The organism is Ewingella sp. C233, from assembly GCF_055407225.1.
Window position 1 is genome coordinate 216,254 of record NZ_JBUZRI010000002.1, and the last position, 24,354, is coordinate 240,607.

The 24,354-nt window shown below is 53.0% G+C and carries 17 protein-coding genes; 12 read left to right on the forward strand and 5 right to left on the reverse strand.

What is annotated here, in order from left to right; genetic code table 11:
• Positions 1–166: 166 nt before the first annotated feature.
• Positions 167–1,111, reverse strand: a complete 945-nt coding sequence (leuO, locus tag ACZRKO_RS13290; RefSeq protein WP_463738096.1) for a transcriptional regulator LeuO — start codon at positions 1,109–1,111, stop codon at positions 167–169.
• A gap of 739 nt (positions 1,112–1,850) precedes the next feature.
• Here leuO and leuA point away from each other — a divergent pair.
• From leuA to leuD, 4 genes are read left to right on the forward strand one after another with little or no spacing between them, the layout of a single operon-like run.
• Positions 1,851–3,422: a 2-isopropylmalate synthase gene (gene leuA / locus ACZRKO_RS13295; protein WP_463737734.1), complete on the forward strand. Its 1,572-nt coding sequence runs from the start codon at positions 1,851–1,853 to the stop codon at positions 3,420–3,422.
• A gap of 2 nt (positions 3,423–3,424) precedes the next feature.
• Complete coding sequence (gene leuB, locus ACZRKO_RS13300) at positions 3,425–4,516, forward strand: 3-isopropylmalate dehydrogenase (protein WP_463737735.1); 1,092 nt, start codon at positions 3,425–3,427, stop codon at positions 4,514–4,516.
• Between the two features lies 1 nt (position 4,517).
• Positions 4,518–5,918: a 3-isopropylmalate dehydratase large subunit gene (gene leuC / locus ACZRKO_RS13305; RefSeq protein ID WP_463737736.1), complete on the forward strand. Its 1,401-nt coding sequence runs from the start codon at positions 4,518–4,520 to the stop codon at positions 5,916–5,918.
• 10 nt (positions 5,919–5,928) lie between these two features.
• Positions 5,929–6,531 (forward strand): 3-isopropylmalate dehydratase small subunit, encoded by a 603-nt coding sequence (leuD, locus tag ACZRKO_RS13310; RefSeq protein WP_463737737.1) that lies wholly within the window; start codon positions 5,929–5,931, stop codon positions 6,529–6,531.
• A 90-nt stretch (positions 6,532–6,621) separates the two neighbouring features.
• On the opposite strand, the gene ACZRKO_RS13315 is transcribed toward leuD, so the two are convergent.
• Both ACZRKO_RS13315 and sgrT read right to left on the reverse strand, forming a co-directional pair.
• Positions 6,622–7,785 carry an MFS transporter gene (locus ACZRKO_RS13315; protein ID WP_463737738.1) on the reverse strand — a complete coding sequence of 388 codons (1,164 nt, stop codon included), beginning with the start codon at positions 7,783–7,785 and terminating at the stop codon, positions 6,622–6,624.
• 259 nt (positions 7,786–8,044) lie between these two features.
• Positions 8,045–8,233, reverse strand: coding sequence for a glucose uptake inhibitor SgrT (gene sgrT, locus ACZRKO_RS13320; protein ID WP_463737739.1), 189 nt, complete (start codon positions 8,231–8,233; stop codon positions 8,045–8,047).
• A 99-nt stretch (positions 8,234–8,332) separates the two neighbouring features.
• On the opposite strand from sgrT, the gene sgrR reads away from it, so the two are divergent.
• The 4 genes from sgrR to thiQ all read left to right on the forward strand — a co-directional run bounded on the left by sgrR (position 8,333) and on the right by thiQ (position 13,575).
• Positions 8,333–9,994, forward strand: a complete 1,662-nt coding sequence (gene sgrR, locus ACZRKO_RS13325) for an HTH-type transcriptional regulator SgrR (RefSeq protein ID WP_463737740.1) — start codon at positions 8,333–8,335, stop codon at positions 9,992–9,994.
• 326 nt (positions 9,995–10,320) lie between these two features.
• Positions 10,321–11,304: a thiamine ABC transporter substrate binding subunit gene (gene thiB / locus ACZRKO_RS13330; RefSeq protein ID WP_463737741.1), complete on the forward strand. Its 984-nt coding sequence runs from the start codon at positions 10,321–10,323 to the stop codon at positions 11,302–11,304.
• Positions 11,280–12,890, forward strand: a complete 1,611-nt coding sequence (gene thiP / locus ACZRKO_RS13335; RefSeq protein ID WP_463737742.1) for a thiamine/thiamine pyrophosphate ABC transporter permease ThiP — start codon at positions 11,280–11,282, stop codon at positions 12,888–12,890. Before thiB ends, thiP begins: the two co-directional genes overlap by 25 nt.
• Complete coding sequence (thiQ, locus tag ACZRKO_RS13340; protein WP_463737743.1) at positions 12,874–13,575, forward strand: thiamine ABC transporter ATP-binding protein ThiQ; 702 nt, start codon at positions 12,874–12,876, stop codon at positions 13,573–13,575. Before thiP ends, thiQ begins: the two co-directional genes overlap by 17 nt.
• A 20-nt stretch (positions 13,576–13,595) precedes the next feature.
• On the opposite strand, the gene ACZRKO_RS13345 is transcribed toward thiQ, so the two are convergent.
• On the reverse strand, positions 13,596–14,363 hold the full coding sequence (locus tag ACZRKO_RS13345) for a DedA family protein (protein WP_463737744.1): 768 nt from the start codon (positions 14,361–14,363) through the stop codon (positions 13,596–13,598).
• A gap of 216 nt (positions 14,364–14,579) precedes the next feature.
• Between ACZRKO_RS13345 and ACZRKO_RS13350 the strand changes: the two genes are divergently transcribed.
• The 3 genes from ACZRKO_RS13350 to rluA all read left to right on the forward strand — a co-directional run bounded on the left by ACZRKO_RS13350 (position 14,580) and on the right by rluA (position 20,883).
• The gene (locus ACZRKO_RS13350; protein WP_463738097.1) at positions 14,580–16,976 is read left to right on the forward strand and encodes a DNA polymerase II; all 2,397 of its coding nucleotides are present in this window, start codon (positions 14,580–14,582) and stop codon (positions 16,974–16,976) included.
• A gap of 220 nt (positions 16,977–17,196) precedes the next feature.
• Complete coding sequence (gene rapA / locus ACZRKO_RS13355) at positions 17,197–20,094, forward strand: RNA polymerase-associated protein RapA (protein WP_463737745.1); 2,898 nt, start codon at positions 17,197–17,199, stop codon at positions 20,092–20,094.
• 135 nt (positions 20,095–20,229) lie between these two features.
• Positions 20,230–20,883, forward strand: a complete 654-nt coding sequence (rluA, locus tag ACZRKO_RS13360) for a bifunctional tRNA pseudouridine(32) synthase/23S rRNA pseudouridine(746) synthase RluA (RefSeq protein WP_463738098.1) — start codon at positions 20,230–20,232, stop codon at positions 20,881–20,883.
• A 77-nt stretch (positions 20,884–20,960) separates the two neighbouring features.
• Here rluA and djlA read toward each other — a convergent pair whose 3' ends face one another.
• Positions 20,961–21,779, reverse strand: a complete 819-nt coding sequence (gene djlA, locus ACZRKO_RS13365; protein ID WP_463737746.1) for a co-chaperone DjlA — start codon at positions 21,777–21,779, stop codon at positions 20,961–20,963.
• Positions 21,780–21,961: 182 nt separating this feature from the next.
• On the opposite strand from djlA, the gene lptD reads away from it, so the two are divergent.
• Positions 21,962–24,343 carry an LPS assembly protein LptD gene (gene lptD, locus ACZRKO_RS13370; protein WP_463737747.1) on the forward strand — a complete coding sequence of 794 codons (2,382 nt, stop codon included), beginning with the start codon at positions 21,962–21,964 and terminating at the stop codon, positions 24,341–24,343.
• Positions 24,344–24,354: the final 11 nt, after the last annotated feature.

Below are 24,354 nucleotides of genomic sequence, written 5' to 3' on the forward strand. Positions count from 1 at the left end.
ATTCAGGAAAAACGAGGAAAACGATAAAAGGAAAGCATGAAGGGGAAAGTTTAAAAAAATGCACCTGCGCGGAAATGGCGAAAATGGTCACACTTCCACGCAGGATAAAAAACCAGATAGTGCCATTCAGGCAGCTAAAATCACTTATCCACCGGACTTATCATGATTAGAGCGTTTCCGCCTGTTCGAGCAGAGACTTCATCCACATATTCCCTTTATCTTTGCTGGCGGATTCATGCCAGGTGAGATAACAAGGTAATTGATTGCTCATCCAGGGCATCGGAATGATATTCAGATTTAACATTCCGGCATGCGATTGGGCCAGCCAGCGTGGAACCAGAGCCACCATATGCGTTCTGGAGACGATATTCATCACACTGTTTAAATCTGTACCCTGATAGCCGATTAACGGTTTTCCGGTAGAAGAGTCATAATATGGCAGGCTAAACGAGTAATGACTTCCATTCATCACAACGGCATGCTGCTCATTAAGATATTTCTCATCTGACATGTGCGGACTAATTCTTGGATGATGCTGTGCGGCGACTAATACAAGCTCATCCGTAAAGAGAGGTTGATTGCAAAAACCGGGTCTTTCGAAGCGACGATAACTAATAACAAACTCCACATCCTGATAACGTAACTGATGTTCAATATTTTCTGAAATTAACGTTTGAAAATTAACGGTTACAAAAGATGATTTCGTTTCCAATGAATTAAGAATATTCGCAGTAAGACGAAGATCTAAAGGACTGCATATAGCAATATTAAACTGTCGCAAACTTGTTTGATCGTCAAAACCAGCGCCAGGAAGCTCATTCATTACAATTTGCAATGCCTGCCTTACGGGGCCGAACAGTTGTCTGGCACGCGTCGTAGGCTGAATGCCCCGGCCACTGCGCACGAACAAATCATCATTAAACATGACTTTTAAACGTGAAACTGCGTTGCTGACGGCGGGCTGCGACATTCCTAACATTTGCGATGCTCGGGTAATATTTTGTAATTGCATGACCGCGTCAAATACAGTCAATAAGTTAAGATCGACATTACGCAGATGTCCGGCAGCGGTCGTTAGCTCTGGTTGAATATCAACTAAATTTCCCGTCATTGTTCCCTCCAATGGAATATTCTTAGTGTTTAGCCTGACTAAAATGATAATTAGATTTTTTTGTGTAACATTCCAATGACAAAACACCAACTCAACGATGTAGTTATCTAAAAATACACCCTTCATCATCCTTAATGCGAGGCTGAGAAAATTAGTGATAGGTGAAATGTATCTTTTTCTTAATGCAAGTGCCTGTAGCTAATGATATAGAACTACAAAATACTTCTCTAAACAACATATGAAAATGAAATGATTAATTAAGCATGAATAAACACTTCTCAACTCAATGATTTTACTAATTTATTTTCAATGCGATTGAAAAAATAGTCCTAAATTAGACAATTTATTTTTTGCCAATGACAAAAAACCGGGAAATTTGATTAATTCAGATGAACAGTGTTACACAGCACATTACACCAAATGAGACTCACTCTCATACTCTGTAAGTCTCGTCGTTTTATCTTCAGAACAGTTGACATGAAAGGCGCATTCACGTATCAATTTAGCCAACGGTTTAAATAACCTCGATTTTATTATCCCAATTTAAGAGAAGCTGAAATCCATGTTAATGATCACTCGTCTATCAGGCCTACTACTCAACGCAGAAAATTTGCGCGGTAAGCCAGTGGCCGAAAATCAGAACTGATTCCCTCTTCCACAGACACTAAACCCGCGCCGATGCGCGGGTTTTTTTTTACCTCCACGGCGTGAAAGTACAGCAGACAAGGAATCTATACCCATGAGCCAACAAGTCATTATTTTCGATACCACGCTGCGTGATGGTGAACAAGCATTACAGGCCAGCCTGAGCGTTAAAGAGAAGCTGCAAATAGCCATCGCGCTGGAGAGAATGGGCGTTGACGTTATGGAAGTCGGTTTCCCGGTCTCATCTCCGGGCGATTTTGAATCCGTTCAAACCATTGCCCGCCAAATTAAAAATAGCCGCGTCTGCGGTCTGGCACGCTGTGTAGACGGCGATATTGATGCCGCAGCAGAGGCTTTGCGCGTTGCCGAAGCTTTCCGTATCCACGTGTTCCTGGCTACGTCCACATTACACATTGAATCCAAACTGAAGCGTTCGTTTGACCAAGTGCTGGATATGGCGATTCACTCAGTCAAACGCGCCCGCAATTATACCAATGATGTTGAGTTCTCTTGCGAAGATGCCGGCCGCACCCCGCTGGATAACCTGTGCCGCGTCGTCGAGGCCGCAATTAAAGCAGGCGCAACGACGATTAACATTCCTGACACCGTCGGTTACACCACGCCGACCCAGTTTGGGGGCATTATTACCAACCTGTACGAGCGCGTGCCAAACATTGATAAAGCGATTATCTCCGTTCACTGCCACGACGATTTGGGCATGGCGGTAGGTAACTCCATCGCCGCGATCCAGGCCGGTGCCCGTCAGGTTGAAGGCACATTGAACGGCATTGGTGAGCGCGCAGGTAACACCGCGCTGGAAGAAGTGATCATGGCAATCCGCACCCGTTCCGAATACATGAACGTTCACACCAACATCAATCATAAAGAGATCTACCGCACCAGCCAGATTGTCAGCCAAATCACCAACATGCCGATTCCGGGTAATAAAGCGATTGTAGGCTCGAATGCGTTCGCTCACTCCTCCGGTATTCATCAAGATGGTGTGCTGAAAAATCGCGAAAACTACGAAATCATGACCCCGGAATCCATCGGCCTGAACCAGATTCAGCTGAACCTGACTTCCCGCTCCGGCCGCGCTGCCGTGAAGCACCGTATGGAAGAGATGGGCTACAAAGAATCTGACTATAATATGGATCACCTGTACACCGCGTTTTTGAAACTGGCCGATAAGAAAGGCCAGGTCTTTGACTACGATCTGGAAGCGCTGGTGTTCATTAATAAACAGCAGGAAGAGCCAGAATTTTACCGCCTGGACAACTTCAGCGTGCAATCCGGCTCCAACATCACAGCAACGGCGTCAGTCAATTTGGCCAGCGGGGATGAAGTGAAAACCGAAGCCGCGACCGGCAACGGTCCGGTTGACGCCGTCTATCAGGCCATCAACCGCATCACCGGCTATCAAATTGAGCTGGTCAAATATCAGCTCACTGCCAAAGGCCACGGCCGCGACGCATTAGGTCAGGTTGATATCGTTGTTTCATTTAATGGTCGTCGCTTCCACGGCGTCGGTCTGGCGACGGACATTGTTGAATCCTCCGCCAAGGCAATGGTCCACGTATTGAACAGCATCTGGCGCAGCAAGCAGGTAGAAATCGAAAAACAGCGCCTGCAAACCGAAAAACAAAACAATCAGGAAACGGTGTGAACATGAGCAAGACCCATCATATTGCCGTCTTACCCGGCGACGGCATCGGCCCGGAAGTTATGCAGCAGGCTTATAAAGTACTGGACGCTGTGCGTCAGCGTTTTGGCCTGAAAATCTCTACCAGCGAATACGATGTGGGTGGCGCAGCCATCGACAAACACGGCAGCCCGTTGCCACCCGCTACCGTTGCCGGTTGTGAGCAAGCTGATGCCATTCTGTTCGGCTCGGTCGGTGGCCCGAAATGGGAACATCTGCCGCCCAACGATCAGCCAGAGCGCGGCGCATTATTACCACTGCGTAAACACTTTAAGTTGTTCAGCAACCTGCGCCCTGCCCGTCTGTATCAGGGTCTGGAGGAGTTCTGTCCGCTGCGTGCCGATATCGCCGCCAAAGGCTTCGATATTCTGTGCGTGCGCGAACTGACCGGCGGGATCTACTTTGGTCAGCCAAAAGGTCGTGAAGGTCAGGGGATGCATGAGAAAGCCTTCGACACTGAGATCTATTACCGTTTTGAAATTGAACGCATCGCCCGCATCGCGTTTGAATCAGCGCGTAAACGCCGCAGCAAAGTGACGTCGATTGATAAGGCAAATGTCCTGCAAACCTCCATCATGTGGCGCGAAGTTGTTAACGAAATCGCTAAAGACTACCCGGATGTCAGCCTGAGCCACATGTACATCGACAACGCCACCATGCAGTTGATCAAAGACCCGTCGCAGTTTGACGTGTTGCTGTGCTCTAACCTGTTCGGCGATATTCTGTCTGACGAGTGCGCGATGATCACAGGCTCCATGGGCATGTTGCCGTCAGCCAGCATGAACGAGCAGGCGTTTGGTCTGTTCGAACCGGCGGGCGGTTCAGCACCGGATATTGCCGGTAAAAACATCGCTAACCCGATTGCACAAATTCTGTCTGCCGCACTGTTACTGCGTTACAGCCTCGGCGCTGACGAAGCAGCAGATGCCATCGAGCAAGCAGTAAACAAAGCATTGGAAGCCGGACACCGTACGGGCGATCTGGCAAACAGTAACAACGCAATTGGCACCAACGAAATGGGCGACATTATTGCCCGCTTCGTGGCCGAAGGGGCATAACATGGCGAAGACTTTATATCAGAAACTGTTTGACGCGCACGTCGTCTACGAAGCGCAAAACGAAACACCGTTGCTGTACATTGACCGTCATCTGGTACACGAAGTGACCTCACCGCAGGCATTTGACGGCCTGCGCGCCATGGGCCGTCAAGTGCGCCAGCCGGGCAAAACGTTTGCCACCATGGACCACAACGTCTCCACGCAAACCAAAGATATTAATGCCAGCGGCGAAATGGCCCGCATTCAGATGCAGGAGCTGATCAAGAACTGTGCGGAGTTCGGCGTACAACTGTATGACCTGAACCACCCATTCCAGGGCATCGTTCACGTTATCGGTCCAGAACAAGGCATGACCTTGCCGGGCATGACTATCGTCTGCGGTGACTCGCATACCGCGACGCACGGCGCCTTTGGCTCATTGGCGTTCGGTATCGGCACATCAGAAGTGGAACATGTTCTGGCGACGCAAACCCTGAAACAGGGCCGCGCCAGAACCATGAAAATTGAAGTCACCGGCGATGCCCCTGCGGGTATTACCGCGAAAGACATCGTGCTGGCGATCATCGGAAAAACTGGCAGCGCAGGCGGTACCGGCCACGTAGTGGAATTCTGCGGTAAAGCGATTGAAGCCCTGAGCATGGAAGGTCGCATGACCCTGTGCAATATGGCGATTGAAATGGGTGCCAAAGCCGGTCTGGTTGCCGCCGACGACACCACATTCGCTTACCTGAAGGGCCGCCAGTTTGCACCGAAAGGTCAGGACTGGGATGAAGCCGTTGCCTACTGGAAAACCCTGAAGACTGACAGCGATGCTAAATTTGACGCCACAGTCACCCTGGATGCCGCCGATATCGCGCCGCAGGTGACCTGGGGGACTAACCCTGGGCAGGTGATGGCCGTGAATCAGGTGATCCCTAATCCATCCTCGTTCAGTGATCCGGTTGAACGTGCGTCAGCCGAAAAAGCACTGGCCTATATGGATCTGCAACCGGGCATCAAACTGACCGATGTGGCTATCGACAAAGTGTTTATCGGTTCTTGTACCAACTCACGTATTGAAGATTTACGCGCTGCTGCGGCTATCGCTAAAGGCCGTAAAGTGGCTAATGGCGTGCAGGCGATTGTGGTTCCAGGCTCTGGCCCGGTGAAAGCGCAGGCAGAAGAAGAAGGTCTGGATAAGATCTTTATCGAAGCCGGTTTCGAATGGCGTCTGCCGGGCTGCTCTATGTGTCTGGCGATGAACAATGACCGTTTAGAGCCAGGCGAGCGTTGTGCATCCACCAGTAACCGTAACTTCGAAGGCCGTCAGGGCCGCGGCGGCCGCACGCATCTGGTCAGCCCTGCAATGGCAGCCGCAGCAGCGGTGACTGGCCGTTTCGCTGATATTCGTGAACTGAACTGAGGAAAACACCATGGCTAAATTTACCCAACACATTGGTCTGGTGGTTCCGCTGGATGCGGCTAACGTCGATACAGACGCCATTATTCCTAAGCAGTTTTTACAGAAAGTCACCCGCACAGGTTTTGGTCAGCACTTGTTCAACGACTGGCGTTTCCTTGATGATGCCGGTCAGAAACCTAACCCGGATTTCGTGCTGAACAAGCCGCGTTATAAAGGTGCAAGTATTCTGCTGGCGCGTGAAAACTTTGGCTGTGGTTCTTCGCGTGAACATGCGCCGTGGGCCCTGACCGACTACGGTTTCCACGCAGTGATAGCACCCAGCTTCGCCGATATCTTCTACGGTAACTCGTTTAACAACCAGTTGCTGCCCATCACCCTGAGTGATGCGCAAATTGAAGAGTTGTTCAAACTGGTCGAAGCCAATGAAGGGATAACCTTCGTGGTGGATCTGGAAAACCAGACAGTGCAGGCGGGTGATAAAAGTTATCCGTTTGAGATCGACAGCTTCCGCCGCCACTGCATGATTAACGGTCTCGACAGCATCGGCCTGACGTTGCAGCACGAAGCGAATATCTCAACCTATGAGAACAAACAGCCGTCATTCATGAACTGATTGTTGGATTGTCAGTATAAAAAACCCGCGTAAATCGCGGGTTTTTATTATTCGTCAAATATCACTTCAGAAAGAGAGATCGCAAGACTATCAGACGTCTTTCACTCTCCACATCAGGCCGAAGGCCACCAGCGACAAAAGCGTGATGACCCAGTAAACCGGTGCGTGTCCGAAATTTTCTACTATTGCGCCCTGCAATAGCCCCGCACAGATTACCCCCGTGGAAATGCTGTTGGTAAAAAGCGTCGTCGCAGAGCCTGCGCGTCCGGGCATAAGGTCCTGAAAGTAGAGCATCCCGATACCAGCAATGATGCCGATAAATATGGCGTTGAACAGTTGCAGTAACATCAGCGCAGCTTTTGATTCGAAGGCCACCAGCCCGGCATAAAATACGACACCACTGGCAACGGCAAATAACATTAACCGGCGTTTACCCCAGCGTTTGACCAGATAACCCGCCAGCAGCATTGCGGGGATTTCAATCCCCGCAGCCGTGCCCATCAGCAGACCCGCCAGACCTTCAGGCAGTCCTAAATCACGCGTGATGTACAACGGCATGTCGATCACATACATGATGTTGCAGGTCCACATTAGCAACGAGGCAAGAAACAGCAGCCGGACATCCCGGTTTCGCCATGCGCTGACCGGCACCACCACTTTGTCGACCGGTTGCTCTGCACGTGGCACCGAGGGCAGGAACAACCAAATCATGGCGATACTGGCGACATACACCCCGGCGGCACACAGATACATCAGCGCGAAACCGTATTTCAATGCCAGCATAAATGACAGCGGCGGGCCAAGCACCCAAGCCAGCGACAGCATGGCGCGCATCATCGAGCTGAACATCACCACTTCGCTCGATGAGCGGTCCGCATGTTCACGCGCCAGAGCAAACAATTGGGGCATAGCCGCATTGGCGAGAGCCGCAAGCAAAACACCGACGGTGATCAGCACCAAATAGTCACGACTAAAGGCAAACACCAGACTGTTGCCCACGGCCATCAGGATGCACACCAACAGCAGCTTACGGCGGTCACCTTTGTTATCGGAACGGTTCGCCAGCAGAAAACTGACAGCAATCCCGGCGATGGCATTTACCGTATAGAACAGGCCAACCCACATCGGTCGCACGTTAACTTCATTGGTCAGAAACAGGCTAAGCGTTGGCGCCTGCAGCGCGCCCGCAATCCCGCAGAGTAAGGAAACCAATAAGAAAGTGGCGTACACCGAATTAACGCGACGTTTAAGCATGACCCATCCCTGATAAACCGAAGGCAAAAAAATAATACTGCCCAGTGTAGACATCTTTGCTGCAGATGCCGGAAAAATATGCAGCCATAGTGTACCTGAATCAGTGAGTTCTACAGCAGAGAGGTTGACATAAGTTGGAATAGGGATCGAAAAATAAAACAAAAAAACCAGTGAGTTACCTCACTGGCTGGTGACATTACACCATTACTCAGAAAATCTTTTCCACCGCTTCAGAGAGAGTATCCCCCCGGAACCGGCTTCATAAATGTTGGCGATATTGCTCGTCGTTCATCTCTTCAATATCCCACTGCATCAGCCCTGACAGGGTGTCGAGGCGATACTCCTGAGGCACCCAGGACAACCATTCCGTGTGCGTTTTCACCGCTCTTTTTTGAGCAATCGCTAGAAAGTAACGCTGGTAAAAGCTCCGGATTAAGACTCGTTTCATGGTGCCTCCCGTTCTGCATCGCTGCTTTGTTGCTAAACAGTATCGGGGTAATATGAGGAAAGATAAATTGATGAAAATCAGGCAAGGAGTTCCTCTTTTATGTCATCGCCCCGTTTGCAACAACAGTTCATCAGGTTATGGCAGAGCTGCCACGGTGATGAAACCGAAACCACCTTGCAGGCGCTTTCCGAGGTGATGAACTGCTCGCGTCGCCATATGCGATCACTGCTTTCAACGATGCAGCAGGAAGGGTGGTTACAGTGGCAGGCAGAGGCAGGCAGGGGAAAGCGATCCACATTGACCTTTCTTTATACGGGGCTGGCACTCCAGCAACAGCGGGCTAATGAGCTGTTGGAAGAGGATAAAATTGACCAACTGGTACAGCTGGTTGGTGATAAGAAAGCCGTACGTCAGATGCTGATTTCTCAGTTGGGCCGCAGTTTCCGTCAGGGTAAACATATTCTGCGCGTTCTCTACTACCGCCCGCTGTTTAACCTTCAGCCCGGCACCATGCTACGTCGTTCGGAAACTCATCTGGCCCGGCAGATCTTCAGCGGCCTGACGCGCGTAAATGAGGATAATGGGGAACTTGAGGGCGATTTAGCCCATCATTGGCAACAAATCAGCCCGCTACACTGGCGCTTTTATTTACGCCCGGCCATTCATTTCCACCACGGACGTGAACTGGATATGGCTGACATCATCACCACCTTTACCCGCCTGCGCGCCCATCCGCTGTTTAGCCATTTTTCGTCGGTGCAATCTCCTACCGCGAACGTTGTCGACATTCACCTGAGATCGGCTGACAAATGGCTTCCCTGGTTGCTGGGAAACGTTCACGCCATGATTTTGCCGCAGGAGTGGGAATCTCTGCCTGACTTTGCCCGTCATCCGGTCGGCACCGGCCCTTATGCCGTAGTGCGTAATCAGAAAACTCAGTTACGCATTCGCGCCTTTGATGAATATTTCGGCTACCGCGCGCTGATCGATGAAGTAAATATTTGGGTCTTGCCTGAATTAACCGAAGACCTTGTCCATTCTGGCGTGCAGTTACAGGCCGATGAATCCGGTAACAGTGAGCTGGAGAGCCGGCTGGAAGAAGGATGCTATTTCCTGCTGTATGACCAGCGCTCAGCGGTGGGCAGTGACGAAGAGAGCCGTTTATGGTTAAGCGAACTGTTAAGTCCGATCGCCCTGCTCCATGCTGCCGAACCGGTTTATCAGCGTTACTGGTCACCTGCGTTTGGCCTTTTACCGCGCTGGCACCATAAGCAGGCTCACCACAAACTGAGTAAACCGGCCAATCTGCACCAATTGACGCTGACATACTACAGCGAGCACTCCGAACATCTTGCGATACGCGACGCCATCCGTCCCCTGCTGGCCGCAGAAGGTGTAGAACTCAATACGCAGGTCGTCGACTACGCCAGCTGGCATAAGGGCGACGCAAAAACCGACCTGTGGCTCGGCAGTGCGAACTTCACCCTGCCGCTGGAATTTTCGCTGTTTGCGACATTGTTCGAACTGCCATTAGCCAGCTGTTGCATGGGCGAAGATCTGCGCAACGATGCCGCACTGTGGCGGGAAGGAAAACTCACGATGGCCGAGTGGGGGCAAAAACTGGTGGCCAATAACCATCTTCATCCGCTGTTTCATCACTGGCTGGTTCTGCAGGGTCAGCGCAGTATGCGCGGCGTGCGCATGAACACGCTGGGCTGGTTTGACTTCAAATCGGCCTGGTTCGCGCCGCCTGACAGTTAATCGGACTATCGCATTGCAGCGTTAATCTCTAGAATGACAACCGTTCTCAACGGGGTGCCTGAAGTTTATTCTTTTGAAAGAATTAACTCGATCTTAAACGCCGCGAGCAGCGTTCAGCTGGGTAGGACAGCGCACAGAAAGCGGAGCGTACACAGAGTACGCGAGCATTTCGAGCACTGCCCGCCCCGAGTTCAACGCCTGCGCAGCAAGTTTAAGGGGCTGAGATAGACCCGTCGAACCTGATCCGGTTAACCCCGGCGGAGGGATTTGAGACTGCGCGTTGCTCACTCAAAATCCTTTGCCCCTTTATTTTTTGGAGCGCAAAGTTGAAAAAATTACTGCCCCTTCTGTTGTTATTGTCAGCACCGGTCTTCGCTGCCAAACCGATCCTCACCGTCTATACCTATGACTCTTTTGCCGCTGACTGGGGCCCCGGTCCGGCTATCAAAAAAGCCTTCGAAGCTGACTGCGGCTGCGAACTGAAATATGTCGCCCTCGAAGATGGCGTGTCGTTGCTCAACCGTCTGCGGATGGAAGGTAAAAACAGTCAGGCCGATGTCGTAGTCGGGCTGGATAACAACCTGCTGCTGGCCGCAGAACAAACCGGTTTATTCGCTAAAGCACCCGCCATCGAGGCCAAACTCGATATTCCCGGCGGCTGGAAAAATGAGACTTTCGTGCCTTACGACTACGGCTATTTTGCCTTTGTGTACGACAAAAATAAGCTGAAGAATCCGCCAAAAAGTCTGGAAGAGCTGGTTAACAGTCCGGAAAACTGGAAAGTGATCTATGAAGATCCGCGCACCAGTACACCGGGTCTGGGCCTGCTGTTATGGATGCAAAAAATCTACGGTGACAAAGCCCCTGAAGCCTGGGCGAAACTGGCGAAGAAAACCGTCACGGTGTCCAAAGGCTGGAGCGAAGCCTACGGCCTGTTCCTGAAAGGGGAAAGTGATCTGGTTCTGAGCTACACCACCTCTCCGGCGTATCACATTATCGAAGAGAAGAAGGATAACTACGCCGCCGCTAACTTCAGCGAAGGGCACTACATGCAGGTGGAAGTCGCGGGCCAGCTGGCGGCCAGCAAGCAACCGGAATTGGCGACGACATTCATTAAGTTCGTCACGACCGCAGGGTTCCAGCAGACGATCCCAACCGGCAACTGGATGTATCCGGTGGTGAAGGAAAATCTGCCGGCGGCCTTTAGCCAACTGAACGTTCCGGCCGTTTCGCTACAGTACACCGCCAAAGAAGTCGCCGATCACCGCAGTGAATGGATCCGGGCATGGCAAACCGCCGTCAGCCGTTAATCCCTCACTGGTTGTGGCCGGGCCTGGTCGCTGCGCTCTGTATTCTCGCGGTGGCTATGCTGGCGCTGGGTTCACTGTGGCGTCATGCGCCACAGATGACCGGCCCGTCGCTGTGGCGTGATGCTTACCTCTGGCATGTGATCCGCTTTACCTTCTGGCAGGCGCTGCTCTCAGCGTTGTTCTCGGTACTGCCCGCCATTCTGCTGGCCCGGGCTCTGTTTCGGCGGCGCTTCCCGGGGCGGCAGATTTTGCTGCGTCTGTGCGCCATGACGCTGGTGTTGCCCGTTCTGGTGGCAGTGTTTGGTATTCTTAGCGTGTATGGCCGGCAGGGCTGGCTGGCCCAGCTGTGCGGCTGGTTCGGCGTTAATTACACCTTCTCGCCTTATGGGCTTAAAGGCATTTTGCTCGCGCATACTTTCTTTAATATGCCGCTGGCGGCCCGGCTGTTGCTGCAATCACTGGATAATATCGCCACCGAACAGCGCCAGTTGGCGGCTCAGCTCGGTATGAATGCCTGGCAGCAGTTCCGCTTTGTCGAATGGCCTGCGCTGCGACGCCAGATCCTTCCCGCGGCGGCACTGATTTTTATGCTGTGCTTTGCCAGCTTTGCCACCGTGCTGTCGCTGGGCGGCGGCCCGCAGGCTACCACCATCGAGCTCGCGATTTATCAGGCATTGAGTTACGACTATGACTTAGCGCGTGCCGCCACGCTGGCGCTGATTCAGCTGGTGTGTTGTCTTGGCTTAGTGGTACTCAGTCAGCAGCTTAGCCGCGCGGTGCCAGTCGGTCATACGCACGCTCTGACGTGGCGCAACCCCGATGATTCACGTGTGAGGAAGCTTTTTGACGCAGTGCTGATTGGCTTCGCGCTGTTGCTGATTCTGCCCCCGCTGCTGGCGGTGATTGCCGACGGTGCCAACCAGGCTGTGTTCAGCGTGTTGCGGCAGCCCGCGCTGTGGCAGGCACTGTGGACGTCAGTACGGATCGCCGCAGGCAGCGGTTTGCTGTGCGTCATTCTGACCATGATGTTGCTGTGGAGCAGCCGTGAACTGCGCCTGCGTCAGCGCGATGGCTGGGCGCAGGCCATGGATATCAGCGGTATGCTGATCCTCGCCATGCCGGGCATTGTGCTGGCCACCGGCTTCTTTTTACTGCTGAGTGATACTTTCGGCCTACCTCAGTCGCCCTGGGCGCTGGTGATATTAACCAACGCGCTGATGGCGGTGCCTTACGCGCTGAAAGTGCTGGATAACCCGATGCGGGATGTAGCAGAACGTTATAATCCGCTGTGCCTGTCGCTCGATATGCATGGCTGGCAACGGTTGCGTTGGGTTGAACTGAGCAACCTGAAACGCCCGCTGGCTCAGGCGCTCGCTTTTGCCTGCGTACTTTCGCTGGGAGATTTTGGCGTCATTGCCCTGTTCGGCAATGAAAATTTCCGCACCCTGCCTTTTTATCTTTATCAGCAGATTGGTTCTTACCGCAGTCAGGATGGCGCCGTGACTGCGCTGCTGTTGCTGTTGCTCTGTTTCCTGCTGTTTACCCTGATCGAACGTTTACCGGGCCGCCATGCTGACGCTAAATAAACTGACCTATCTCTATGACCATCTGCCGATGCGCTTTGATTTACAGATTGAAGCGGGCGAACGTGTCGCTATCCTCGGGCCAAGTGGTGCAGGAAAAAGCACGCTGCTGAGTCTGGTGGCGGGTTTTCTGGCTCCTACCAGCGGGCATATCACGCTAAACGCGGAAGATCACAGCCACACCCCTCCGGCAAAACGTCCGGTATCGATGCTGTTTCAGGAGAACAATCTGTTCTCGCACCTGACGGTGCGCCAGAACATGGGGCTCGGGCTTCATCCGGGGCTTAAACTGACGTCAGCGCAGCAGTTAGCATTGCAGGATATCGCCCGCAGGGTCGGGCTGGAGGAGTGTTTAGACCGGTTGCCGTCGCAGCTTTCGGGCGGGCAGCGTCAGCGGGTGGCGCTGGCGCGCTGTCTGTTGCGCAGCCAGCCAGTTTTACTGCTCGATGAGCCCTTCTCCGCGCTGGATCCTGCACTGCGCAGTGAAATGCTGAATCTGCTGGATAAAGTCTGCCGCGAACAAAACCTGACACTGCTGATGGTGTCACACAATCTGGATGATGCGGCGCGCGTGGCGAAGAGAACATTACTGATTGTCGATGGCCGAATTTACTATGACGGCCCGACTCAAGCGCTGGTAGAAGGCAGCGCAGCAGAAGCCAAAGTCTTGGGCATTCCTCTGCGCTGAAACCGGGTAAAAAGACGAGGTTAGCGGGTGATCACTTCCCACAGCAGATGCCCGTAAACCGGCATCAGCGGTTGCTTACTCAGCATCACAAAACTGACCACGGTGGCGGCAACGCTGAGAATACACACCCAGCGCAGACGCGGTAACGGCAGCCAGCGGGACATCGCATCATCGCTGTTTTTTGCCGACCGGACCCAGCGCCACACCAGCCAGGCACTCAGCCACAGCAGGCTGACGGAACCGAGCAGCAACCATTTGAACAGGTTACTGTTGTGCCCCGCCGGAATATCAATCGCCACACCCGCCAGGATCCCCGGTAAAAAATAGACCGGCGGCCAGAAGATGCAGCCGACAATATTGGGTGGAGCAAACTTATAGGGCGGTAAATTCAGCATACCTGCCACCAGGGGCACCAGTGGTCGCGTCGGCCCGATGAAACGCCCGAGAATAACGGTCGCAAAACTGTGGCGATCGAGGGCGTGCCCTGTTTTATCGAGAAGGGCCTGATAGCGTTGCAGGAATTTCCAGCTGTGCAGCGGCCCTTTGAATTTCCGCCCGATAAAGTATGACACCCAGTCGCCGCAGAAGCACCCCAGCCCGGCAGCCAGCCAGGCTTCATACAAACCTACTTGTCCGCTGCCAATCAGCGTACCCAGCGTGGCCATCATGACGGTACCCGGTAAGATCAGCCCGACCAGCGCAAGTGATTCAAAAAAGGCCACCACGGCGACGATGATCAGGGCGATTCCCACTGACTGCGCGACGAGATGTTGTAAATAAGCTTCCATAAAGTCCCAGAGTTAAGTACTTCGTGCATCGTTTACTATGACAAGTCAGTCAAGCGGTTGAATTGTCAGTGCACGACCAGAGTGAGTCAACCGCCTAATTGTATGCATATTTGCCGCAAAAGGGGCAAAAGCACAGCCGATGGACAAAGACTGTATAAATAACCATACTCTGTCTTAGCAGAATTTTTCTCTTTTACTTTGCCCGATGAGGCGCTTATCAAGACCCGAACCACCAACGCATCCTCCGCCAATGCTCCCCGACAGGGTTTTGTATTGACCCGTCACTGGCGTGATACACCGCGCGGCACGGAGGTGGAACTGTGGCTGGCGACAGACGACGGTCCGCAGAAGGTACGCTTGCCTTCACAAGAGTCGGTCGCGTTTTTGCCCTTAATCCAGCGGGCTCAGGTTGAGCGGGCACTAACCGGAGAAAAAGGATACAGCCTGCGGGAGTTACCGCTGCTGGATTTCCACTCCCGTCCTGTTCTCGGGCTCTATTGCCCGCAGCATCGTCAACTCATGCGTATGGAAAAACTGCTGAAAGAAGCGGGTGTCAGCGTCTACGAGGCGGATATCCGCCCACCGGAACGTTTTATGATGGAGCGCTATATCACAGCACCGGTCTGGTTTTGTGGGACGCCAGGTGCGGATAACCTGCTACTCAATACCCGCATGAAACCTGCTGAAGCTTACCGCCCTTCGCTAAAGTTGTGCTCACTGGATATCGAAACCAGCGGCAACGGCGAACTTTACTGCATCGGCCTTGAAGGCTGCGGCCAGCGCCATGTTTATATGCTCGGGCCGCCCAACGGTGACCCGCAGACTCCACGGGATTTCATCCTCGAATATGTCGACAGCCGTCCGATGCTGATTCAAAAGCTCAATCAGTGGCTGGCCGACTTTGACCCCGACGCCATTATTGGCTGGAACGTGGTGCAGTTTGATCTGCGTGTGCTGCAAAAACACGCCGAGCGTTACAACATTCCTCTGCGCTTCGGGCGCGGCGGCGGTGAATTAGAGTGGCGTGAGCATGGCTTCAAGCAGGGGCATTTTTTTGCTGCCGCCGCCGGTCGGCTGATCATTGATGGTATTGAAGCACTGAAAACAGCCTTCTGGAACTTCCCTTCGTTCAGTCTGGAAAACGTCTCGCAAACATTGCTGGGTGAAGGGAAAGCCAGCGACAGCCCTTATCAGCGGCTTGAGGAGATCGAACAACGTTTCCGGGAAGACAAGCCCGCTTTGGCCCACTACAACTTGAAAGATTGTGAACTGGTGACACGGATATTTGCCAAAACAGAACTGATGCCGTTCCTGCTTGAGCGCGCTTCGGTCACTGGTCTGGCCGTTGACCGCAGTGGCGGGTCGGTGGCGGCATTTACCCATCTTTATTTACCGCGCATGCACCGCGTCGGGTATGTGGCACCCAATCTGGGCGAACGCCCGGAAGAGATGAGCCCCGGTGGTTTTGTGATGGACTCGCGCCCGGGCCTTTATGATTCAGTATTAGTACTGGATTACAAAAGCCTCTATCCGTCGATCATTCGCACCTTTTTGATTGATCCGGTCGGCCTGGTGGCCGGGTTACAACAGCCAGACGACGCGCATTCTGTGCCGGGTTATCGTGAGGCGCGGTTCTCTCGTCTTAAACATTGCCTGCCGGAAATTGTGCGGCAAATCTGGCTGGGGCGTGAAAGTGCCAAGCAGCAGAAGAATAAGCCGCTGTCACAGGCGCTGAAAATCATCATGAACGCCTTTTATGGCGTGCTGGGCTCCAGCGGCTGTCGGTTCTTCGACCCAAGACTGGCCTCCTCCATCACACTGCGCGGCCACGACATTATGCGCCAGACCCGCGAGCTGATTGAGGCCGAAGGTTATCAGGTGATTTACGGCGATACCGACTCCACCTTCGTCTGGCTCAACCGGGCGCAGTCGGAAGATGAGGCCAGTGCCATTGGCCGCAAACTGGTGGAACAGGTGAATGCCTGGTGGAAAGTGCATTTACAGCAGGAGTATGGTCTGGAGAGTGCGCTGGAATTGGAGTTCGAAACACATTTCAAACGCTTTCTGATGCCAACCATTCGCGGCTCAGAGCAGGGCAGCAAAAAGCGCTATGCCGGGCTGGTTAACGGTTTGGACGGCGAACACATTATTTATAAAGGCCTGGAGACGGTCCGTACCGACTGGACACCGCTGGCGCAGGTTTTTCAGCAGGAACTTTACCAACGCATATTCCACAATCAAGATTATCAGGATTATGTCCGCGACTACGTGGCGAAGACGCTTAGCGGCGAATTCGACAGTCAGTTGATCTACCGCAAGCGCCTGCGCCGTAAACTCAGTGAGTACGAGCGCAACGTTCCGCCGCATGTCCGGGCAGCACGACTGGCCGATGACTATAACGCGCAACAGGGTCGTGCGAAACAGTATCAAAACGGCGGCTGGATAAGCTACGTGATGACCACTGCCGGGCCCGAGCCCCTGGAGAATCTGCATTCGCCGATCGATTACGATCACTACATCGAACGCCAGCTCGAGCCGGTGGCCGACGGCATTCTGCCCTTCCTTCACGACGACTTTGCTACACTTATTAACGGTCAGATGGGATTATTCTAGGTAAAAGGAGGGGCAGCAGTGATTCACAGGTGACGAACCGCTTACCTTCCATTACCATAGCGCCCTTTCCCAATTCTGATTCATCCTCACACAGTAAATCACTCCGCGCCTGCTGGCGGAGAAAGAAGACTATTGCCCGAGAAGCATCAGAGGCATAGCAAGCATTGCGCAGTCGCCTTCGCAGTTGCCATATTTAGAGCTAACAACACAGAGAGAGATTATGCCGTTTACATTGGGTCAACGCTGGATAAGCGATACGGAAAGCGAATTAGGTTTAGGCACTGTCGTCGCGATTGATACGCGCATGGTGACCCTGCTTTTCCCCGCCACCGGTGAAAACCGCCTGTATGCCCGTAATGATTCCCCAATCACCCGCGTGATGTTTAATACCGGGGATACCATCAGTTGCCACGAAGGCTGGCAGTTACTGGTTGAAGAGGTCATTGAGGACAGAGGGCTATTGACCTATGTGGGCACCCGCACGGACACCGAAGAGACCGGCGTTTCGATGCGCGAAGTGTTGCTCGACAGCAAACTGACGTTCAGCAAACCGCAGGACCGCCTGTTTGCCGGCCAGATTGACCGTATGGACCGCTTTGCCTTGCGTTTTCGCGCGCGTAAATATCAGCGTGAGCAGTTTCGTCTGGAGTTCGGCGGCCTGCGCGGCATGCGCGCCAGCCTGATCCCTCACCAGTTGCACATTGCCTACGAAGTCGGTCAGCGCCACGCGCCTCGCGTACTGTTAGCCGATGAAGTCGGTCTGGGTAAAACCATCGAAGCTGGCATGATCATCCATCAGCAGCTTCTGTCAGGCCGCGCCGAGCGCGTGCTGATCGTGGTGCCTGAAACGCTGCAACATCAGTGGCTGGTCGAGATGCTGCGCCGCTTCAATCTGCGTTTCTCCCTGTTTGATGACGACCGCTACGCGGAATCGCTGCACGACGCCACGAACCCGTTTGAAACTGAGCAACTGGTTATCTGCTCCCTCGACTTCGTGCGCCGCAATAAGTCCCGTCTGGAACAGCTCGCTGACGCCGAATGGGACATGCTGGTCGTCGACGAAGCACACCATCTTGTGTGGAGCGAAGATGCCCCAAGCCGCGAATATCAGGTGATCGAACAGCTCTCCCAGCAGATCCCAAGCGTGCTGTTACTGACCGCAACACCGGAGCAACTTGGCCAGCAGAGCCATTTTGCCCGTCTGCGCCTGCTCGATCCGGATCGTTTCCACGATTACGAAGAGTTTATTCACGAACAGCAGCAATATCAGCCGGTGGCCGATGCGGTCACCCTGCTCATCAATAAAGAGCCGCTGACTCAGGAAGCGCTGACGCTGCTCGGCGAAAGTGTCGGCAATGCCGATACCGATGCCCTGCTGAAAGCGGCTAACAACGGTAACGAAGCCGCCGCCAAACAGCTGGTCGCCATGCTGATGGACCGCCACGGCACCAGCCGCGTGCTGTTCCGTAACACCCGTAACGGTGTGAAAGGCTTCCCAGATCGTCATCTGCATGCGGTAAAATTGCCGCTGCCGACCCAGTATCAGACGGCAATCAAAGTCTCCGGCATCATGGGCGCGAAGAAAACCATGGAAGCCCGCGCGTTAGACATGCTGTATCCGGAGCAAATTTATCAGGAATTCGAAGGTGACAACGCAACCTGGTGGAACTTCGACCCGCGTGTTGAATGGCTGCTCGGTTACCTGACCAGCAACCGCGATGAGAAGGTGCTGGTGATTTGTGCCAAAGCCGCCACGGCGCTGCAACTGGAGCAGGTTCTGCGTGAGCGCGAAGCCATCCGCGCGGCGGTATTCCACGAAGGTCTGTCTATTATCGAGCGTGATCGTGCGGCGGCCTATTTTGCCTCGCAGGAAGATGGCGCGCAGGTGCTGCTCTGTTCTGAAATCGGCTCTGAAGGGCGTAACTTCCAGTTCGCCAGCAAGATGGTAATGTTCGATCTGCCGTTTAACCCTGATCTGCTCGAGCAGCGTATCGGGCGTCTGGACCGAATTGGCCAGCTCAATAACATCGACATCATGGTGCCTTACCTTGAGCAGACTGCGCAGGCGGTACTGGTGCGCTGGTTTAACGAAGGGCTGGATGCTTTCGAACATACCTGCCCGACCGGACGGACCATTTATGACAGCGCCTACGAGCAGCTGATTGCTTTCCTCGCTACGCCAAACGAGCAGGAAGGTCTGGACGCGTTTATTATTGAATGCCGCAGCAAACATGATGCGCTGAAGGTAGAGCTGGAAAACGGCCGTGACCGCCTGCTGGAGATGCACTCCAACGGTGGCGAAGCCGCGCAGCATTTGGCGAAAGAGATTGGCGAACAAGATAACGACGTCAATCTGGTGAACTTCGCCCTGAACCTGTTTGATATTGTGGGTATCAATCAGGAAGATCGCAGCGATAACCTGATCGTGCTGACCCCCTCTGATCACATGTTGGTACCTGACTTCCCAGGTCTGCCGGAAGATGGCTGTACAGTGACGTTCAACCGTGAGCAGGCGCTGTCCCGCGAAGATACTCAGTTCATCAGTTGGGAACACCCGATTGTGCGCAATGGTTTGGATCTCATTCTCTCCGGCGATACCGGCAGCTGTGCGGTTTCCATTCTGAAGAATAAAGCGTTGCCGGTCGGCACGCTGCTGGCAGAGCTGATTTACGTAGTGGAGTGTCAGGCGCCGAAACATCTGCAACTGACCCGATTCCTGCCACCTACGCCGGTGCGTATGTTGATTGACAGCAAAGGCACCAATCTGGCGGCGCAGGTCGAGTTTGAGAGCTTTAACCGACAGCTCAATGCCATTAACCGTCATAACTCCAGCAAACTGGTGAATGCAGTCCAGGCTGACGTGCATACCATGCTGCAACGGGCTGAACCGCAGATCGCCGACGAAGCCCGCGTGCTGATTGAAGCAGCCAAAGTCGAAGCGGACATTCAGCTCAGCAAGGAGCTGGCGCGTCTGAAAGCGCTGAAAGAGGTTAACCCAAACATTCGTGATGACGAGCTGGAAGCGGTAGAATCAAACCGTACGCAGGTTCTGGCTAATCTGAATGACGCAAGCTGGCGTCTGGACGCTATTCGTCTGGTCGTCGTCAGCCATCAGTAATGTCAGCACAGAGGCAGGATTTTCCTGCCTCTCTTTTATCACTTTGATGACAACAGACTCGTGAAATCCGCTATGAGCGAAAACCAGCCCGCCCCCGATCAGTCGTCCAATACCCGGCCGTCCAATACCCGCCCACTGGAGGATTACCATCCGTCAACCGATCCCTGGTTGCAGGTATTGTTTCAAGATGAACACATCATGGTGGTCAATAAGCCCAGCGGATTGCTGTCGGTGCCGGGTAAAGCGGCGGAACATCTGGACAGCCTAATGACCCGCATTCAGCGCGATTTTCCTGAGGCAGAGTCGGTCCATCGTCTGGATATGTCCACCAGCGGCGTGATGGTCACCGCGCTCACCAAGGAAGCAGAGCGCGAACTTAAGCGCCAGTTTCGCGAGCGTGAAACCAAAAAAGTGTACATCGCGCGGGTGTGGGGACACATGGCGGAAGATTACGGCATTATCGATTTGCCGCTAATTTGCGACTATCCGAACCGGCCAAAACAGAAGGTGTGTCACGAAAGCGGTAAAAAAGCACTGACGCAGTATGAAGTGATGTCATGGGACGACGACGGCACCACGCGGGTCAAACTCCGGCCGATCACCGGGCGTTCCCATCAGTTGCGCGTGCACTTGCTGGCACTCGGGCATCCGATTCTGGGTGATAAGTTTTATGCGCCGCACGACGCGCTGGTGATGGTCCCGCGCCTGCAACTGCATGCACAGGAGCTGTCATTTTATCATCCGATCACCGACGCGCCCCTGGTATTTAACTGCGAGCCAGACTTTTAAATTCATTTTCGGAAAAGTCGCAACCAGAAAAAAGGCGCTGAATTCAGCGCCTTTTCTATCTTCAATCTGAAAAAAAGTTATTTGAAGCCCTTCTCTTTTTTAATCAGATCATATGCCGCCTGAATTGACTGCGCTTTTTCTTTAGCCATTTCCATCATTTCTGGTGGTAAACCTTTCGCCACCAGTTTATCCGGGTGATGTTCACTCATCAATTTGCGGTAAGCGCGTTTGATGGTAGTGCCATCATCGGACGGGTTAACGCCCAGCACTTTACAGGCATCAGCCAGCGTCGGACCTTGCTGCGCCTGGCGGTAACCGCCCTGCGAATACTGGCCCTGCGGCCCACCGCCAAACTGTTGCCCGCCCTCCATCATGCTAAGGAACTGGTCAAACTGCTGGCGCGAAATGCCCAGCTCTTCCGCGATGACATACAACACCTGACGCTCATTGGGATGCAACGAGCCATCAGCAAACGCGGCCTGGATTTGAATTTCCAAAAAAGTCCGGATTAGATCAAAACGGCCAAAGCAGATACCCCGCAATTCACGCATTTTTTCGCGCAACGGATAGCTCGCTTCTTTACCGATTTGAAACGCACGCTGCGCCGCATTACGGTTCTCACCGTGCAGTTGCATACGGTCCATATAGAGGCTTGCAATCTGAATGTCGGCTTCGGTTACTCTCCCTTTTGATTTAGTTAAATGCCCCATCACCTCAAAGGTGGTGCGGAAAAAAAGTGTTTGTCTCGTCTGCTGATCGGCAAAATAACCGCGACTCTTAACCGAGCGCGCTTTGTCGAACATATGCCCAACCAGCAGTCCTATTACGATTCCCCAGAACCCCACACCGGACATTAAGCCCAGCATAAGACCGAGCAGCTTTCCCCAATACTGCATATACTCCTCAATTCACCATGGCGTCGTCGAAAAATTGCTTTATCATAACCGGCATTTACCGTTGTGCCTAACGGCGACAACGTTTACCGGTTGGATTTAACACTAGCGCAACGATGACGAGTGATATAGTCTCTGACCGTTTGCCGGCATGATGCCTCTGATGACGGAACACCATTTTACGTATGAAAAACAGACGTCTGAAAACACGCTTCCCCACGCTGCTGGCCACCACTATTTGGACGGCCCTGTACAGCCATGGGGCTTTCGCCGATCTCACTGCGCAATGTATGCTCGGCGTTCCTACCTATGATAAACCGCTGGTCACGGGTGATCCGAATAAACTCCCGGTCCATATTCAAGCCGATCAGGCCACAGGAAACTATCCGGATAACGCCCTGTTCAGCGGGAAAGTTAACGTCGAGCAGGGAAATGCTTCCCTGGATGCCGACCAGGTTCAGCTGAATCAGATCGCGACCCCTGGGCAAGCCACGCCAACACGCACTGTTACCGCGACAGGCAACGTTAAATATAACGATAATCAGATCAAACTGAATGGGCCGAAAGGCTTCTCAAACCTGACAACCAAAGATACCGACGTAGAAAATGGCGAATATCAGATGGTAGGACGTCAAGGCCGTGGCGTTGCAGATAAAATGAAGCAACGCGACGATAACCGTTACACCATTCTCGATAACGGCACGTTCACTTCCTGCCTGCCCGGTGATAATAGCTGGAGCGTCGTTGGCTCGCAGATCATCGAAGACCGTCAGGAAGAAGTCGCTGAAATCTGGAACGCCCGTTTCCACATTGGGCCGGTGCCGGTGTTCTACAGCCCTTATATGCAGTTACCGATTGGTGATAAGCGTCGCTCCGGCTTCCTGATCCCCAACGCTAACTACAGCAGCAATAATGGTTTCGGTGTCACCGTTCCGTATTACTGGAACATTGCGCCAAACTACGATGCGACCATCACCCCGAATTACATGAGTAACCGTGGCCTGCAATTGCAGAACGAATTCCGTTATCTGACCGTGGCGGGTGCCGGTATGATGGAATTTGATTACCTTGGTGACGATAAGAAAATCGACGACCAATACGTCAAAGATCAAGGCCGTACCAGTGATCAGACTAAGCGCTGGATGTACTACTGGCGCCATGCTGGTGTTATTGATCAGGTCTGGCGTTTAAATGTCGACTATACCAAGGTCAGTGATCCATATTACTTCAATGATTTTGACTCAAAATATGGCTCGACGACTGATGGCTATGCCGCGCAAAAGTTCAGCGTCGGTTACGCCAATGAAAACTGGGATGCGACTTTAGCCAGTAAACAGTTCCAAATATTCAACGGCTATGACACCGGTAACGTCTACCGTGCCATGCCGCAGTTTGACGTCAATTATTATAAAAATGATCTCGGCCCGTTTGATCTTCATGTCTACAGTCAGGTGGCGAAGTTTACCAATGTAAATCCAGATATGCCCGAAGCAGTACGAATGCACTTCGAGCCAACGCTAAATCTGCCATTGAGCAACAGCCTGGGTAGTCTGGATAATGAAGTCAAGCTGATGGCGACGCACTATCAGCAGGACATTCCTGATGGTTATTATACAAATACGTACCAGCCGAATACCAATCTGAAATCATCAGTTAACCGGACCATGCCGGAGTTCAAAAGTGACGGCAAAATGGTGTTTGAACGCACCATGGACTGGGATCAGGGTTTAACCCAGACGCTCGAGCCGCGGGCACAATACCTTTACATCCCTTACCGTGACCAGAGTTCAATCAATACCTATGACTCAACATTATTGCAGTCAGACTATACCGGTCTGTTCCGCGATAAGAGCTACAGCGGGCTGGACCGCATCGCTTCCGCCAATCAGGTGGCCAGCGGCCTGACAACGCGTATTTATGATGACGGTCTGGTTGAGCGTTTCAACGCCTCTCTCGGGCAGATCTATTACTTTACGCCACCGCGTACCGGTGACCAAAACAGCGTTTTGGACAAAAATGATGATACCGGCAGCCTGGTGTGGGCCGGGGATTCCTATTATAAAATCAACGATTTCTGGGGCATTCGTGGCGGTGCACAGTATGATACCCGTCTGGACGCTCTAGCGCTCGGCGATGCCGTACTGGAATATCGTGCTGATTCAGAGAGAATGGTGCAGTTGAGCTACCGTTATGCCAGCCCGGAGTATATTCAGGCGACCTTGCCTCAGGTGACAAACCCTGGGTATCAACAGGGGATATCGCAGATCGGCGGGATTGCCAGCTGGCCTATCGCTGACCGTTGGGCGATTGTCGGCGCTTACTATTACGATACCAAAGCACAGCAACCGGCCGATCAGTTGTTGGGCTTGCAGTACAATACCTGCTGCTGGGCGGTTAACTTCGGTTACGAACGTAAGATCACCACCTTTAACCAAACATCATCGCAGAGTGTTTACGACAACAAGATTTCATTCAATATTGAACTTCGTGGCCTGAGCAACAATCATAGCCTCGGGACCAATGAAATGTTGGCCAGCGGCATACTGCCTTATCAACGTGCTTTCTAAGCCCGACGATA

Excerpts from the sequence above, each read along its gene's own strand:
- leuO (WP_463738096.1), bottom strand. The coding sequence starts at position 1,111 with ATGACGGGAAATTTAGTTGATATTCAACCAGAGCTAACGACCGCTGCC.
- leuA (WP_463737734.1), top strand. The coding sequence starts at position 1,851 with ATGAGCCAACAAGTCATTATTTTCGATACCACGCTGCGTGATGGTGAA.
- leuB (WP_463737735.1), top strand. The coding sequence starts at position 3,425 with ATGAGCAAGACCCATCATATTGCCGTCTTACCCGGCGACGGCATCGGC.
- leuC (WP_463737736.1), top strand. The coding sequence starts at position 4,518 with ATGGCGAAGACTTTATATCAGAAACTGTTTGACGCGCACGTCGTCTAC.
- leuD (WP_463737737.1), top strand. The coding sequence starts at position 5,929 with ATGGCTAAATTTACCCAACACATTGGTCTGGTGGTTCCGCTGGATGCG.
- ACZRKO_RS13315 (WP_463737738.1), bottom strand. The coding sequence starts at position 7,785 with ATGCTTAAACGTCGCGTTAATTCGGTGTACGCCACTTTCTTATTGGTT.
- sgrT (WP_463737739.1), bottom strand. The coding sequence starts at position 8,233 with ATGAAACGAGTCTTAATCCGGAGCTTTTACCAGCGTTACTTTCTAGCG.
- sgrR (WP_463737740.1), top strand. The coding sequence starts at position 8,333 with ATGTCATCGCCCCGTTTGCAACAACAGTTCATCAGGTTATGGCAGAGC.
- thiP (WP_463737742.1), top strand. The coding sequence starts at position 11,280 with ATGGCAAACCGCCGTCAGCCGTTAATCCCTCACTGGTTGTGGCCGGGC.
- thiQ (WP_463737743.1), top strand. The coding sequence starts at position 12,874 with ATGCTGACGCTAAATAAACTGACCTATCTCTATGACCATCTGCCGATG.
- ACZRKO_RS13345 (WP_463737744.1), bottom strand. The coding sequence starts at position 14,363 with ATGGAAGCTTATTTACAACATCTCGTCGCGCAGTCAGTGGGAATCGCC.
- rapA (WP_463737745.1), top strand. The coding sequence starts at position 17,197 with ATGCCGTTTACATTGGGTCAACGCTGGATAAGCGATACGGAAAGCGAA.
- djlA (WP_463737746.1), bottom strand. The coding sequence starts at position 21,779 with ATGCAGTATTGGGGAAAGCTGCTCGGTCTTATGCTGGGCTTAATGTCC.
- lptD (WP_463737747.1), top strand. The coding sequence starts at position 21,962 with ATGAAAAACAGACGTCTGAAAACACGCTTCCCCACGCTGCTGGCCACC.